This is a genomic window from Pseudomonas flavocrustae (genome assembly GCF_029872515.1).
Classification (GTDB): domain Bacteria; phylum Pseudomonadota; class Gammaproteobacteria; order Pseudomonadales; family Pseudomonadaceae; genus Chryseomonas; species Chryseomonas aestiva.
In genome coordinates this window covers 34,844-48,181 of sequence record NZ_JAPDIQ010000014.1, presented here as the reverse complement: position 1 = coordinate 48,181, position 13,338 = coordinate 34,844, and the positions used below count along the sequence as shown (strand labels likewise).

General features: G+C 67.3%; 14 protein-coding genes. 8 read left to right on the top strand and 6 right to left on the bottom strand.

Annotated features, from left to right (window positions below; all coding sequences use genetic code 11):
- Nucleotides 1-152: 152 nt before the first annotated feature.
- The 3 genes from OMP44_RS22775 to OMP44_RS22765 all read left to right on the top strand — a co-directional run bounded on the left by OMP44_RS22775 (nt 153) and on the right by OMP44_RS22765 (nt 1,780).
- Nucleotides 153-602, top strand: a complete 450-nt coding sequence (locus OMP44_RS22775) for a flavodoxin (protein ID WP_273861842.1) — start codon at nt 153-155, stop codon at nt 600-602.
- Between the two features lie 112 nt (nt 603-714).
- Nucleotides 715-1,098, top strand: a complete 384-nt coding sequence (locus OMP44_RS22770) for a CidA/LrgA family protein (protein ID WP_166655938.1) — start codon at nt 715-717, stop codon at nt 1,096-1,098.
- On the top strand, nt 1,091-1,780 hold the full coding sequence (locus OMP44_RS22765; protein WP_133862541.1) for an LrgB family protein: 690 nt from the start codon (nt 1,091-1,093) through the stop codon (nt 1,778-1,780). The genes OMP44_RS22770 and OMP44_RS22765 overlap by 8 nt, the downstream gene beginning before the upstream one ends.
- Here the strand turns inward: OMP44_RS22765 and OMP44_RS22760 are convergent.
- Entirely contained in the window at nt 1,777-2,583 is an 807-nt protein-coding gene (locus OMP44_RS22760; RefSeq protein WP_133862540.1) for a SirB1 family protein, read from the bottom strand. The two genes, OMP44_RS22765 and OMP44_RS22760, sit on opposite strands and share 4 nt — an antisense overlap.
- Nucleotides 2,584-2,790: 207 nt before the next feature.
- On the opposite strand from OMP44_RS22760, the gene OMP44_RS22755 reads away from it, so the two are divergent.
- The gene (locus tag OMP44_RS22755; protein ID WP_280311409.1) at nt 2,791-3,264 is read left to right on the top strand and encodes a phosphate-starvation-inducible protein PsiE; all 474 of its coding nucleotides are present in this window, start codon (nt 2,791-2,793) and stop codon (nt 3,262-3,264) included.
- Between the two features lie 79 nt (nt 3,265-3,343).
- Here OMP44_RS22755 and OMP44_RS22750 read toward each other — a convergent pair whose 3' ends face one another.
- Complete coding sequence (locus tag OMP44_RS22750; RefSeq protein ID WP_280311408.1) at nt 3,344-5,959, bottom strand: DEAD/DEAH box helicase; 2,616 nt, start codon at nt 5,957-5,959, stop codon at nt 3,344-3,346.
- 124 nt (nt 5,960-6,083) lie between these two features.
- Between OMP44_RS22750 and OMP44_RS22745 the strand changes: the two genes are divergently transcribed.
- The gene (locus OMP44_RS22745) at nt 6,084-6,254 is read left to right on the top strand and encodes a hypothetical protein (protein ID WP_166655937.1); all 171 of its coding nucleotides are present in this window, start codon (nt 6,084-6,086) and stop codon (nt 6,252-6,254) included.
- A 98-nt stretch (nt 6,255-6,352) separates the two neighbouring features.
- On the opposite strand, the gene pyk is transcribed toward OMP44_RS22745, so the two are convergent.
- The gene (gene pyk / locus OMP44_RS22740) at nt 6,353-7,804 is read right to left on the bottom strand and encodes a pyruvate kinase (protein ID WP_133862537.1); all 1,452 of its coding nucleotides are present in this window, start codon (nt 7,802-7,804) and stop codon (nt 6,353-6,355) included.
- A gap of 196 nt (nt 7,805-8,000) precedes the next feature.
- Between pyk and OMP44_RS22735 the strand changes: the two genes are divergently transcribed.
- Both OMP44_RS22735 and OMP44_RS22730 read left to right on the top strand, forming a co-directional pair.
- A complete protein-coding gene (locus tag OMP44_RS22735) occupies nt 8,001-8,387 on the top strand; it encodes a tetratricopeptide repeat protein (protein ID WP_133862536.1) in 387 nt (128 codons plus the stop codon).
- A 57-nt stretch (nt 8,388-8,444) separates the two neighbouring features.
- Nucleotides 8,445-8,807, top strand: coding sequence for a PilZ domain-containing protein (locus OMP44_RS22730; RefSeq protein WP_007162035.1), 363 nt, complete (start codon nt 8,445-8,447; stop codon nt 8,805-8,807).
- Here the strand turns inward: OMP44_RS22730 and OMP44_RS22725 are convergent.
- From OMP44_RS22725 to OMP44_RS22715, 3 genes are read right to left on the bottom strand one after another with little or no spacing between them, the layout of a single operon-like run.
- Nucleotides 8,792-9,586: a hypothetical protein gene (locus OMP44_RS22725; RefSeq protein ID WP_280311407.1), complete on the bottom strand. Its 795-nt coding sequence runs from the start codon at nt 9,584-9,586 to the stop codon at nt 8,792-8,794. The genes OMP44_RS22730 and OMP44_RS22725 overlap by 16 nt on opposite strands.
- Entirely contained in the window at nt 9,583-10,578 is a 996-nt protein-coding gene (locus tag OMP44_RS22720; RefSeq protein WP_133862534.1) for an AAA family ATPase, read from the bottom strand. Before OMP44_RS22720 ends, OMP44_RS22725 begins: the two co-directional genes overlap by 4 nt.
- Nucleotides 10,575-11,777, bottom strand: coding sequence for a DUF4350 domain-containing protein (locus OMP44_RS22715; RefSeq protein ID WP_280311406.1), 1,203 nt, complete (start codon nt 11,775-11,777; stop codon nt 10,575-10,577). The genes OMP44_RS22720 and OMP44_RS22715 overlap by 4 nt, the downstream gene beginning before the upstream one ends.
- A gap of 108 nt (nt 11,778-11,885) precedes the next feature.
- Between OMP44_RS22715 and sbcB the strand changes: the two genes are divergently transcribed.
- Nucleotides 11,886-13,331, top strand: coding sequence for an exodeoxyribonuclease I (sbcB, locus tag OMP44_RS22710; protein ID WP_280311405.1), 1,446 nt, complete (start codon nt 11,886-11,888; stop codon nt 13,329-13,331).
- The last annotated feature ends 7 nt before the right edge of the window (nt 13,332-13,338 follow it).

Sequence of the window (13,338 nt, the reverse complement as noted above, 5' to 3'; positions counted from 1 at the left end):
CGAAAACGCCTGGGGTAGCAGGCGGCGCTAGCATAACAAGCCTTGAGACCCCTGGCTGCAGCCGGGGTTGCCAGCGGAGCCATCTTGCTGACGGAGCGCCAAGCGCGGGCCGCGCCAGGCATACTGGACGGGATTCCACGCAAGAGGTCCGTATGAAAGTCGCACTGTTGAATGGCTCGGTCTATGGCACCGCGGAAGATATCGCCCGACAGGTGAAGTCGCGGTTGACCGCGGCAGGCCATGAGGTCTGGCACCAGCCCAATGCCGATCTCGGCAGCCTGGAGGCCTTCGCACCCGAAGCCTTGCTGGCCATTACCTCCACCACCGGTATGGGCGAATTGCCCGCCAACCTGGAATCCCTGTATTTCCAACTGCGCGATCGGTTGCCGCCGTGGTCCGGACGGCCCGGCGCGGTGCTGGCCCTGGGTGATTCCAGCTATGGTGACACCTATTGCGGTGGCGGCGAGCTGATGCAGGAATTGTTCGCCGAGCTGGGGCTGCGCGAACTGCTGCCCATGCTGCGCATCGATGCCAGTGAAACGGTGACGCCGGACGAAGATGCCGAGCGCTGGGTCGCCGAGGTCATCGCCGCCCTGGGCTGATCTTGCCCAGGCTGCAAAGCTGCTTTACCCGTGCTGATCCCGCCGCCTGGTCCGGTTTGCTGTCCTCGTCCCCTCAGCCTCGGTATCCTTGAGCGCCTGATGAAGATTTGAGATGGAGCCCTGGGTGAATAGATATCTGCGCCTGGCTCTGGAGCTGTGCGGATTGGGCGCGCTGTGGGCCGTGGGTACCTGGCTGGCGACCTCTTTCGCCTTGCCGGTCCCGGGTGGTGTGGTAGGTCTGGCCATGCTGCTGGTGCTGCTGGCCGCGCGCATCGTCGAGCCCGAGTGGTTACAGGGCGGCGTGCGCCTGCTGCTCGGCGAAATGCTGCTGTTCTTCATTCCCGCGCTGCTGAGCCTGCTCGACTACGGCCCGCTGCTACGGCAGGAGGGCGTGCGCATCCTGCTGGCCATCCTGCTCAGCACCGTGCTGACCATGATCGCGACCGCCTGTACCGTGGACTGGATGTTCCGCCGTCGGGGACGTCGCGATGCCTGATCTGCCCGGGCTCTTCTGGCTGTTGCTGACGGTGGCCGGGTACGTGGTGAGCCGCGTGCTCTATGCGCGCCTGCGCTGGTATGTGGTCAGTCCGATCATCTTCGTCACGGTGCTGCTCTATGCCGCCACGCTCTGGCAGCAGGTGAGCTATGCCGAATACGCCCACTACAGCCACTGGCTGATCACCCTGCTGGGACCGGCGACGGTGGCCTTCGCCGTGCCGATCTGGCAGCAACGCCGCTTGCTGGCGCGCTACTGGCAGGCGCTGCTGGCCGGCCTCTGCGTGGGCAGTGGCGTGGCCATCGGCAGTTCCTGGCTGCTGGCCCGCCTGCTGCTGCTCGATGACCGGGTGCTGCTGTCCATGCTGCCGCGCTCCATCAGCACCCCCTTCGCCATGCCGATGTCCGCCACCGTGGGGGGGGTCCCCGAGTTGACCGCGGCCTTCGTGATGATCACCGGCCTGGGTGGGGCCATCCTCGGCAGCCTGCTGATCAAGCTGCTGCCGCTCAAGTCGGCCCTGGCCCGCGGCGCCCTGTTCGGCATGGGTGCCCATGGCGTGGGGACCAGCAAGGCCTACGAGGTCGGTCTGGAGGAGGGCACCGTGGCCGGCCTGGTCATGGTGCTGGCCGGGCTGAGCAATCTGCTCGGCGCCCAACTGGTGCTCTGGTTGCTGCGCGGCTAGTGCAGGGTGGCGGAAGGCGCGCCCAGTTGCTCCAGCCGCCGTCGCACCTGCTCGCGTTCGGCGTCGTCTTCGCTGATCAGCAAGGCGTGCTGCAGGTCGTAGCGCTCGGCCTGGGGGCAATCGAGTTGGCGGTACAGGTCGGCGCGCGCCAGGTGATCGATGACCCCGACCGCGCCCAGCTCGATGACCCGCTGGGCATCCTTGAGCGCGGCCAGTGGCTGGTCGCCCTGGCGATGCAGTTCACGCAGATTGCGTGAGAGGCGCTGCATCATCTGCCGCGGACCGAGGGGCGCCAGGTAGCTCGCTTGCAGTTGCGCGGCGGGACCGAACTGATCCACCAGCAACTGACGGCAGTCGTTCATGTACAGGCGGCGTCCGCCAAAGGGTTCGAGCAGGTGATCCGCGCCGGGGACGCGCAGCAGGAAGTGCCCGGGAAAGCCGATGCCCTGCAGGTCGATCTCCAGGCGCCGCGCCAGTTCCAGGGCCACCAGCGCGATCGACAGCGGTTGGCCGCGCCGCCTTGCCAGGACCTCGTCGAGCAGGGCTGCGGTGGGATTCAGGGGCCACTCGGCGGCGCGAAAGCCGGCATCGCACAATTGCCGTAACAAGGCCTGGGCACGCTCGGATTGACTGGCATCGCCATCCAGGGTGGCGACCAGGCGCAGCGCCAGATCGTCCAGCGAGTGCAGCAGGGCCGGCGGATCGATCTGGTCATGGTGCTCGGCCGCGATCCACAGGGCGGCTTCCAGCAGCCGGGGATCGGGCCGGTCCAGGCAGGCGAGGCAGGATAGACGCGCTTCCACAGTAGACTCCAGAGCCCTTGCGGGCTTTTCCTCAGGTTTTAGCCTGCCAGCGGCGGGCCGTCCAGTCTGCGACAGTTGCGCACTGGTCGGCGGTCCGGCTTCTCGCTATAAGAGCGGCTGGTGCCAGAGCAACCTTGAGAACGGGAATTTCAACATGGACGAGTCTGCAGGTGGGTGTATTCGGACACGGCAGTGGGGTGGCAGGCCATGAAATGGGCAGACAGCGGTCGCAAACGCATGCACGACGGGGCGAACTCCCTCGGCAACCTGATGGTGGAAGGCTTCCACTACTTCGGCCTGTTCGCCATTGGCGCGGCCACGGCCTGGGCCTCGGTGATGGCCTTCATGGAGATGTTCAACAAGGGCCAGGCGAGCATCGATGACATCCTGCTGCTCTTCATCTATCTGGAGCTGGGTGCCATGGTCGGCATCTACTTCAAGACCAACCACCTGCCCATCCGCTTTCTGCTCTACATCGCCATCACTGCCCTGACCCGCTACCTGATCGGTGATGTCTCTCATCATCGGCCGCCGGATGTCGGGCTGCTGTATCTCTGCGGCGGCATCTTTCTGCTGTCGCTGTCGGTGCTGGCGGTCCGCGTCGCCTCGAACAGATTCCCTTCCAGCAAGGCGCTGGATGCGACGGGCGATGCGGTGGGTGAAGGCGTGGGCGACAAGTAGCGCCGCGTAGGCCTTCCCGGTCTGCTCCTGACGCCGCCGGTTGCCCCGCGGCGTCAGGCTAGGCCACCTGCCTGGTTCACTAGCGGTCCAGTGGTGCCAGCAGCTGGGTCAGGTCGCTTTCGGTCAGGCGCCAGTCGCCACTGTTCTCGCTGAGGATACCGGCGCTCAGACGGGCCTTTTCCTGCTGCAGCTGCTGGATACGTTCTTCCAGCGTACCGCGGGCGATCAGCTTGTAGACGAACACCGGACGATCCTGACCGATGCGGTAGGCGCGGTCGCTGGCCTGCTGCTCGGCAGCCGGATTCCACCAGGGATCGAAGTGGATCACCGTGTCCGCCGCCGTCAGGTTGAGACCGCTGCCGCCGGCCTTGAGACTGAGCAGGAACACCGGCACCTCGCCACTCTGGAAGCGCTGCACCGGGGTGCGCCGATCCCGGGTTTCGCCGGTCAGGGTGACGTACTCGATGCCGCGCTGGTCGAGGTCGGCGGCGATCAGATCGAGCATGCTGGTGAACTGGGAGAACACCAGGACCCGACTGCCGCCGGGGAGCAGGGCGTCGAGGCGCTCGTTCAGTGCTGCCAGTTTCGCCGAGGGCTTGGCCACGCTGGCGTCTTCGTGGGGTACCAGGCGCAGATCGCAGCAGACCTGGCGCAGCCGCAGCAGGGCATCGAGGATCAGCAACTGGCTGCGACCGATGCCCTGACGGGCGATCTCGGCGCGAACGCGTTCGTCCAGCAGCAGCCGCAGGTCTTCGTAGCGCTCGCGCTGCGCCGTGCTGAGCTCGACCAGCTGGACGATCTCGGTCTTGGGTGGCAACTCGCTGGCGACCCGCTGCTTGGTGCGGCGCAGCATGAAGGGCCGCACCCGCGCCTTGAGGGCCGCCAGGCGCTGCACATCGCCTTCGCGCTCCACCGGAATGCGATAGGCCTGCTTGAAGCCTTTCTCGTCGCCCAGCCAGCCGGGCATCAAAAAGTGGAATTGCGACCAGAGTTCGCCCAGGTGGTTTTCCAGCGGCGTGCCGGTCAGGCAGAGACGATGGCGGGCACGCAGGTGGCGTGCGGCCTGGGCGGCCTTGGTGGCGGCATTCTTGATCGACTGGGCCTCGTCCAGCACCTGCAGGTGGAAATCGTAGTTGGCCAGGCGCTCCGCATCGCGGGGCAGCAGGGCATAGGTGGTGAGCACCACATCGTGCTCCGGAATCCGCTCGAAGCGACTGCTGCGGGCGCTGCCCTGCAGGGTCAGCACGCGCAGTCCGGGTGCGAAGCGGGCGATCTCGTCCTGCCAGTTGGGGATCAGGCTGGTCGGCATGACGATCAATGCCGGTGCGGTCAGGCGCCCGGCGGCCTGTTCGACGAGGATGTGCGCCAGGGTCTGCAGCGTCTTGCCCAGGCCCATGTCGTCGGCCAGGATGCCGCCCACTTCCAGTTCGCGCAGCGCCTGCAGCCAGGCCACGCCGTCGCGCTGATAGGGGCGCAGTTCGGCGTGCAGGGTGTCCGGCAGGACGACGGGCTCGGCCGCGTAGCTGCGCAGCCGCTCGGCGAAGCTGCGCAGGCGTTCACCGCCTTCCCATTCCAGCGGCAGGCGCTCGTCCAGCTCGGCCAGGCGCGCGGCGTCCAGGCGCGGCAGGCGCAGGGCACGGTCCTGGGTGAGGCGGTCGGTCGCATAGAGCTCGCCGAGGATCTGCAGGATCGGCTTGAGCCGACCCAGGGGCACGGCGACCCGTTGTACCCGGCCCTGCGGGCCGGCGAGGCGCGGAGGATCGATGCGCAACAACACGGGTTCGTCGTCGGCGCGCTTGGCCAGCATCGCCGGCTCGTACTGGGAGGGTTCGCGGCGCAGGGCGTCGATCAGCAGCGGAATCAGGCTGACGCGGCGCTGGCCCAGACGGATACCCAGCTCGACATCGAACTGGCCGTTCGCGGCGGTCGGATCCTGCACCTCTTCGAGGTGACCGTACCAGCCTTCCACCGGTGTCAGGTCGAAGGTGAATTCGGGATGGGCCTCGATCTTCCAGCCGGCTTCGCGCAGACCGGGGATGACCTGCTGCACGAATCTGAGCCAGGCGGGGTCGTCCGGCAATTCGAACATCTCGCCACTGTCGTCGGGCAGCGCGGCGCTGCGCCGGGTGGCCAGGCGCAGGCCATGATCGAGCAGCGTCTGCCGCCAGCGTTGTTCGGCCGGCAACTGGCGTGCGGGATAGGCGGCGTCCGGGGTACGCGGCGGGGTGCCGAACAGTCGCCGCGGGCCATAGGCAAAGGCCAGGGCGGCGCGATGGCGCACCGTGGGTCGCATCTTGCCGATGTGCCGGTCGTAATCGATCTGGGTATGGCTGCCGAGGGTCAGGACCGGTTGCGGCAGCTCCGGATTGGCAACCGGCGTGGCCGGCAAGTCGGCCTCGCTGCGTTGCAGCCGTTCGAGCTCGATGAGGGCGGCGGCGGCATGCTTGCAGTTGCGGCCGACCGGGCAGGTGCAGCGGGCGTCGACCCGCCAGGCGGTCTCGCCCGCGCGCAGGCTGATCGCCTGCCGATAGGCCGGTCCGGCCGGGCTGCTGCACTCGGCATAGAGCTGGCCCCTGGCCGCCGAGCGCAGCTGCACCAGGCCGTCGAGTGCCAGGCGCCGACCGCGCTCGTAGTTGCGCTCCGTGAAGGCGCCTTTCCAGTCCTGCCACTTGAGCCGTTCGAAACGTAACGCCATCGTTCACCCAGGCTGTTCGCACCAAACCGGCTATTCTGCCACAGTCCGGCAGACGCTCGTCGGACTCCCTTGATCTATGTGAGAATGAGAATATAGTGCATTAATGGGCCGGGGGAGCGAAACGATGCGTGAATCACCGTTGGCCAACGTTGCGCTGCTCGATGCCACGCGCCTGGCGGCCCGCCGTGAGGGGCGCTTGCGCTCGCTGCAGCGTGGCATCCTCATCGTCTGTAGCCTGGGCGTGCTGGGTGCGGCGGCCTTGCATCTGGCCTACCTCGCCTTCAAGGGTCTCTAGCGCTGCCCTTTAGGTGCCACCCGCGCCCAAGAAAAAGCCCCGAGCAGTCGCCTGTTCGGGGCTTTTCGTCAGCACCGGTCAAGGACCGGCGGCAGGGATCAGACCAGCAGATCGCCCACGCGGTACATCTTCATGGTGTTGGTGCCGTCACGCTTGGTGTAGCTGTCGCCCTTGGTGAGGATGACCCAGTCACCGTGCTCGACGATGCCGCGCTTGAGCAGCTCGTCCACCGCCGCCTGGCTCACCTTGTTCGCCGGCATGGTGGTCGGGTCGAAGGGGATGGTGTGCACGTTGCGGAACAGCGCGGTGCGGGCCTGGGTGGCGCGGCTGGAGGCGAAGGAGAAGATCGGCACCGAGGAGCGCAGGCGCGACATGATCAGCGGGGTGTAACCGGTGTCGGTCAGACTGATGATCGCCTTCACGCCCGGGAAGTGGTTGGCCACGTAGATGGAGGCCAGGGCGATACTCTCGTCCCACCGGGTGAAGGTATGGCCCAGGCGGTGGCTGGACAGCTTGCTGGTGGGCTGCTTCTCGGCACCGACGCAGACGCGCGCCATGGCCTTGACCGCTTCCACCGGGTACTGGCCGGCGGCGCTCTCGGCGGAGAGCATCACCGCGTCGGTGTTGTCCAGCACGGCGTTGGCCACGTCGGAGACTTCCGCACGGGTCGGCATCGGGCTGCTGATCATCGACTCCATCATCTGGGTCGCGGTGATCACCGCCTTGTTGAGGCGCCGGGCGTGGGAAATGATGCGCTTCTGGATGCCCACCAGTTCGGCATCACCGATTTCCACGCCCAGGTCGCCCCGGGCCACCATCACGGCGTCACTGGCATGGATCAGGCCGTCCAGGGCTTCGTCGTCGGCCACGGCTTCGGCGCGCTCGATCTTGGCCACCAGCCAGGACTTGCCACCGGCGGCTTCCATCAGGCGACGGGCTTCGTGCATGTCTTCGGCATCACGCGGGAAGGACACGGCCAGGTAGTCGACCTCCATGGAGGCGGCCAGCTTGATGTCGTCCCGGTCCTTGTCGGTCAGCGCAGGGGCGGTGAGACCGCCGCCACGCCGGTTGATGCCCTTGTGATCGGACAGCGGGCCGCCGATCAGGGTGGTGCAATGCAATTCGGTGGCGGTCATGCCTTCCACGCGCAGGACCACGCGGCCATCGTCCAGCAGCAGTTCGTCACCCACGCGGCAGTCGGTGACCAGGCCCGGGTAGTCGATGCCGACCACTTCTTCGGTGCCTTCGGTGCGGGGATGGGCGATGGACAGGCGGAAGGGATCGCCGACCTTGAGTTCGATGCGCTTGTTGACGAACTTGGCGATGCGGATCTTCGGACCCTGGAGGTCGCCGAGCAGGGCGACATGGCGACCGTGCTTGGCGGCGAGATCCCGTACCAGCTGACCACGGGCCCGGTGCTCGTCGGGCGTTCCATGCGAGAAGTTCAGGCGGGCGACGTCGATGCCGGCGATGATGAGCTGCTCGAGGACTTCCGGAGAATTGCTGGCCGGGCCGAGGGTGGCGACGATCTTGGTACGGCGATAAATCATGCAGTCTTTCCTTTAGCGGATTGCAACCATGAGTCGGCGCCTCAGCGCCGAGTCGACGTAGAACACGAAGCGCACCTCATTGTAGCGCTGTCGCGTGGCCAGCACATGACGGCTTTTCGCAGCTCCGTCACACCAATGGTCGTTTGCCCTCAAGAAGCGCGCCCCGGCGCCGATCTAGCGAACAGGAGGACTTTCCATGCGCCCTTATCTCTGCCTGTTCCTGCTGTTCGGCCTGACCGGCTGCACCAGCGTTTCGATGAATTCCTATCTCGACGCCGCCTACAAGTCCTATGCTGAAGGCGACTGCACCAATGCCCTGCTGCAGATCTCCCAGGCCGAGCGCAAGGGTCGCGCCCGCCCCTGGCTGCAGCCGGAATTCTCCATGCTGCGTGGCCAGTGTCTCGAGCAGCAGCAGCTGTACGCCGACGCCGCTCAGACCTATCGTTTCATCCAGGTCCGGTTTCCGGCCAGCGAATACGCCTTTCGGGCCCAGGCCCGACTGGACACCCTGCGCCAATTGGGGCTAGATGGCGGAACGGCCGTTGCGACGCCCCAACCGGTGCGAAAACTACCGCAGCGCTGAGCTTTCCAGGACGTTGTCGGTAAAAGTGGCTTTACCGTGTGCAGGATGAATCGCACCATGACTCAGAATCGTCGTATCGAGCGCCACCAACTGCCCTACTATCTGAAGGTGTTCAACCGCTTCACCGACAAGCCCATGGGCTACATCGGCAACATCTCCCGCGAGGGGTTGCTGATGATCAGCCAACTGCCCATGCTGGTGAATGCGCGTTTCGAACTCCGGCTGAAGATTCCGGGGCAGGACGGTCAGCTGCACTTCGTCGACTTCGACGCCCGCTGCCAGTGGAGCCACGAAGATGTCACCCCGGGCAACTATGACTCGGGTTTCAGCGTCGCCGAACCGCCAGCGGAATTCGCCGAGCTGATCGACGTGCTGCAGCACTATTTCACCTTCGGCCGCCTGTCTCAGTCGGCGGCCTGATCCGGATCGTCGGCATTCCATAGCTGCAACAGGCGGCTCTGCAGATCCGCCGTCGCGCTGGCAGGCAGCCAGTGGATTCCCCTTCTCTCCAGGCGCGCGGCCAGACGCTCGCCCTGAATCCTGGTCTGCCAGGCCTCGGCATAGCGGCAGGCGTCGCGCCAGGTACGGATGTCGTCGGGCTCTGCCAGCTCCTCCAGCGCGGTATCGACCAGCCAGAGCTGCAGGCCGCGTCGGCCCAGATCCAGACGACCGAGCCAGGCCACCCTGGCTTCATCCAGTGGCGCCAGAACCACCAGGACACTGCCGGGTCGCGCCTGGCTGCAAAGCCGCGCCAGCGCCGCCTTGAAATCAGCCGTCGCGCCTGGGACCGACCGCGGAAGGACATCAGGCTTCAGGGGGCGAGCGGGTGTGGCCGCCGCCAGCAGGCGCAGCTCGGGATCGAGGCCGTAGAGCCGCAGTTCATTGCCGCTGGCCGCCAGCGCCTGCCAGAAGCCCAGTGCCTGTTCGCGGCTTCCGCGTCCGTCGGTCTTTACCAGTCCCGAGCTGGCGATCAGCAGTTGCACAGGCGTGTTCGCCCGCAGGCGTGCCCTGGCTGGCTGCGCGATGAGCGGATTCGCCCGGATCTTTCGCCAGTGCCGGCGCTCCAGCAGGGCCAGCCCCAGGAGCAGCGATGCCCCTGCGGCCGGCAGGGCCTGCCAGCACAGAGGCGCCAGCCAGCCCAGGATCAGGCTGAGCAGAGCCAGGGCGCCCAGCGCCAGGGGCAGCCAGCGCTGGATCATGGGCGCGGTGCCGGACACTGTCCCAGCAGCTTGAGGATCTGGCCATCCAGGCTGTCGCCCTCGAATTCGCGCTCTGGGGTCAGCCGCAGGCGTGGACGCAGCACGGCGGGCAGCAGGGTGCGCACATCCTCGGGCGTCACGCTATCGCCACCCCGCAGGAAAGCCTGTGCCTGGGCCAGACGCAGCAAGGCCTGCCCGGCGCGCGGCCCGGCGCCCTGCTCGAAGGCCGGCCACTCCCGGGTGAGGCGGATCAGGCGCACGGCATGCTCGAGGACCGGCTCCGCGACCGGCAGGCCGGCCACCAGTCGCTGCAGGGCTGGCAGATCCCGCGCCTGCAGCAGCGGGCGCAGGGTCGCCGCTTCCAGGGGATCGCCGTGAGCCTGCTGGACAGCCTGGCGCAGGGCGGCGAGCTCCTGGCCCTCTGCCGGCCACTCCAGTCGCAGGTGCGCCAGGAAGCGATCCCGTAGCGCCAGCGGCAGATCGCTGCTCGAGGAGCGGGTAGCGATCACCATGAAGGGCGCTGGCAGGGGCACCGGGCGGCCGCCCAGACTCAGCTGGCGACCCTGCAGGGCGTCGTCCAGCAGGTTGAGGATCGCTGGCGGAGCCCGCTGCAGCTCTTCGAGCAGGACCAGGGAGTTGAACAGGGGCCCCCGACGCAGACGGGCACTGTCGCTGCCGGCGTCCGTGACGATTTCGCCGGCCACCTCGGCAGGGGTCAGGGCCGGATGGCACTGCAGCCGGGCGAAGCCGGCGTCCAGGCTGGCGGCCAGGGCGCGAACCAGCAGCGTCTTGCCGGAGCCGGTCGGACCTTCCAATAGCAGGTGACCGCCGGCCAGCAGGGTGGCGAGCAGGCCGTCCACGGCGGCCTCCTGCTGCGGCAGCACCTTGAGCAGCGCCTGTCGCAGGGCCTGCAGTCGGGCCAGGGCGCGGGCCTTGACGCCGCTTTCGCCGGGGTCCGCCGGGGTGGCGTCAGGAGCAGAGCTGTCGGTCATCGGAAGTCCTCGGAAACGGGGGCGCGCACGGCCAAACGCAACAGGCGCAGCTGGGTGATGCGGCGGGTGAAGTCGCGGGTGGAGAGGCGCGCCGGGCTGGGCCGCATCGCCTCGCCCACCACACGGGTGCTCAGGCCGCTCAGGCGCGCCAGATATTGCCAGCGCTCGGCCACAGTCTGATCGGTGAGTTCGGGGCGACGGCGGCGCACCTCGCGCTGGATATCGCGCTGCAGGGTGGCGATCAGTTCGGGCCAGCGTCTGGCGTCACGCCGGGGCGCCGGATGGTCCTGGCGGCGTCTCAGCCAGAGACCCGCCGCCAGCGTCAGGAGCAGCAGGGCCAGGCCATAGCGTTGCAAGGCGTCCAGCCACAGGGGGAGCGGTGGCGCCGGGGCGATCAGGGTCACCGGCTCGCCCTGGGTGAGGTACCACAGCAGCCAGGCATTGTCGTACTTGGCGAGGTGGGCGTTGCTCCAGAGATCGGTGTCCGACAGCAGCGTCACGCTGCCGTCGCCCCAGGGCAGCATCAGCATATGGGTGGCGCTGGCGCTGCTGGCCCAGGCCACCGCCTGATCACCGACATCGAACAGATGGCGGCTGTCGTCGAAGCCGAGGTAGGCGGGGGCGTCGTCCTCGGCGAGATAGAGCTGGGTCAGGTTGGGCCAGAGCGGCAGCGCCATGATGGGTGGGGCGGCACCCCCCAGCTCGCGGGTCGGCATGGGACGAACGCCCAGGGTCACGCTGAGCGCCAGAGTGCTGTCATCGGCGACGGCCACCAGATGGCCGCCCGCCTCGACCCAGTCCAGCAGCGTCTGCGCCTGAGTCTCCGCCAGGGGCGGATTGCCGGCCAGCCAGAACCTGACGTCCCCGGCCGGCAGCTCGGCGAGTTGCTCGGCTTGGCCGTGCCGCACCCGACTGCCGAAATGCTGCAGGTAGGCCGCGGCCAGCGCCTGGGGATCGGTGCCGCGGGTGGTCGCGGCGAGTTGGGTGGCGGTCTGCCGCGCCTTCCGGCTGTCGAGCCCCTGATGGGTCAGGCGCAGGCTGCCCGGGCCGCTGTCGGACTGCGGCGGCAGGGGGCAGGACAGCGGCTCCTGCTGCGCGAGGCAGGCCAGGGACAGGGTCAACGCCCAGACGGCGGCGCCCAGGCGTACGCCGATACCCCGGCACCTGAAGCGAAGGGAGAGCCGATCGACTGAACGCATGGGTAGAGAGAATACGCGGTAGACAGGCATCAGAGCCTAGCGGGTGCGGGCGCTCGGGAGCAAGGCGCACGACGATGCTAGACTGCGCCGATTCTAGGGGAGGGCGGTGTGACGCAAAGTATCTTCTGGTACGACTTCGAGACCACAGGGATCGATCCACGGCGGGATCGACCGCTGCAGGTGGCCGGGGTGCGTACCGATCTGGAGCTCAACGAAATCGAGGCGCCGCTCAACCTGCATTGCCAACTGAGCGAGGATGTCCTGCCCCATCCCGCGGCCTGCCTGGTAACCGGTATCCTGCCGGCCACCCTGCAGCGGCTGGGGCTGCGTGAGCGCGACTTCGTCCAGCGCCTCCACGAGGAGTTGCGGCGTCCCAACACCTGCGCGGTCGGCTACAACAACCTGAGATTCGACGACGAAATGGTACGGCACAGCCTGTACCGCAACTTCCACGATCCCTATGCCCGCGAATGGCAGCAGGGCAACAGTCGCTGGGATGTGCTCGGCCTGATCCGGGCGCTCTATGCCTTCCGCCCGGAAAGCCTGAACTGGCCGCAGGACGCTGAGCGCGTCTCCCTGCGCCTGGATCGCCTGACCGTCGCCAATGGCATCGAGCACGCCCAGGCCCACGACGCCCTGGCGGATGTTCGCGCAACCCTGGCCCTGGCGCGTCTGGTCAAGCAGCGGCAACCAAGGCTCTACGACTATCTCTGGACGCAGCGCCAGAAGAAGGCGGCGCTGGCGCGCATCCGTCTGCTCGAACCCCTGTTGCACGTCTCCGGACGCTTCAGCGCCGAGCGACACTTTCTCGCACCCGTGCTGCCGCTGGCCTGGCATCCGGTCAATCGCAACGCGCTGATCGTCTGCGATCTCGGCCTGGCGCCGGAGCCGCTGCTGGAACTGGATGTCGAGACCCTGCGCGAACGCCTCTATACCCGGCGGGAGGCGCTGGCCGAGGGTGACCTCCCGGTGCCGCTGAAGCTGGTACAGATCAACAAGTGTCCGATTCTGGCGCCCTTCAGCGTCTTGCGCCCTGCGGACACGGAGCGGCTGCAATTCGATCAGGCCGCCGTCTGGCGCCGCGCCCGCCAATTGCTCGACCAGCGTGCGATCTGGCAACCCAAGGTGCAGGCGCTCTATGCCGAGGCCTCCGGTTTTGTCACCCAGGAACAGGATGCCGAAGAGAGGCTGTACGACGGTTTCATTGCCGCCGAAGAACGGCAACTCTGCGAACAGGTTCAGCAGTGTCCGGCAGAGCAACTTGGCAGCCGGCCCTGGCCTTTTCAGGACGAGCGACATCCGGAGCTGTTCTTTCGCTATCGTGCGCGCAACTTTCCCGAGTTGCTGACCGCGGAAGAGGGGGCGCGCTGGCGACAATTCTGCCGGCAGCGCCTGCTGGGTGAAGAAGGTCAAGGCCATATGACCTGCACGCAGTTCATTACCCTGGCCGAACAACTGCAGCCTGAGGTGGCCAGCGAGCGGGTACCGATTCTCGAGGCCTGGTCCGCCCATGTTCGGGCGTTGATGCAGCGGTTGGATAATCCTGTTGCCTGAAGTCGCG

Coding starts and splice junctions, on each gene's coding strand:
- OMP44_RS22775 (WP_273861842.1), top strand. CDS start 153: ATGAAAGTCGCACTGTTGAATGGCTCGGTCTATGGCACCGCGGAAGAT.
- OMP44_RS22770 (WP_166655938.1), top strand. CDS start 715: ATGGAGCCCTGGGTGAATAGATATCTGCGCCTGGCTCTGGAGCTGTGC.
- OMP44_RS22765 (WP_133862541.1), top strand. CDS start 1,091: ATGCCTGATCTGCCCGGGCTCTTCTGGCTGTTGCTGACGGTGGCCGGG.
- OMP44_RS22755 (WP_280311409.1), top strand. CDS start 2,791: ATGAAATGGGCAGACAGCGGTCGCAAACGCATGCACGACGGGGCGAAC.
- OMP44_RS22750 (WP_280311408.1), bottom strand. CDS start 5,959: ATGGCGTTACGTTTCGAACGGCTCAAGTGGCAGGACTGGAAAGGCGCC.
- OMP44_RS22745 (WP_166655937.1), top strand. CDS start 6,084: ATGCGTGAATCACCGTTGGCCAACGTTGCGCTGCTCGATGCCACGCGC.
- pyk (WP_133862537.1), bottom strand. CDS start 7,804: ATGATTTATCGCCGTACCAAGATCGTCGCCACCCTCGGCCCGGCCAGC.
- OMP44_RS22735 (WP_133862536.1), top strand. CDS start 8,001: ATGCGCCCTTATCTCTGCCTGTTCCTGCTGTTCGGCCTGACCGGCTGC.
- OMP44_RS22730 (WP_007162035.1), top strand. CDS start 8,445: ATGACTCAGAATCGTCGTATCGAGCGCCACCAACTGCCCTACTATCTG.
- OMP44_RS22725 (WP_280311407.1), bottom strand. CDS start 9,586: ATGATCCAGCGCTGGCTGCCCCTGGCGCTGGGCGCCCTGGCTCTGCTC.
- OMP44_RS22720 (WP_133862534.1), bottom strand. CDS start 10,578: ATGACCGACAGCTCTGCTCCTGACGCCACCCCGGCGGACCCCGGCGAA.
- OMP44_RS22715 (WP_280311406.1), bottom strand. CDS start 11,777: ATGCGTTCAGTCGATCGGCTCTCCCTTCGCTTCAGGTGCCGGGGTATC.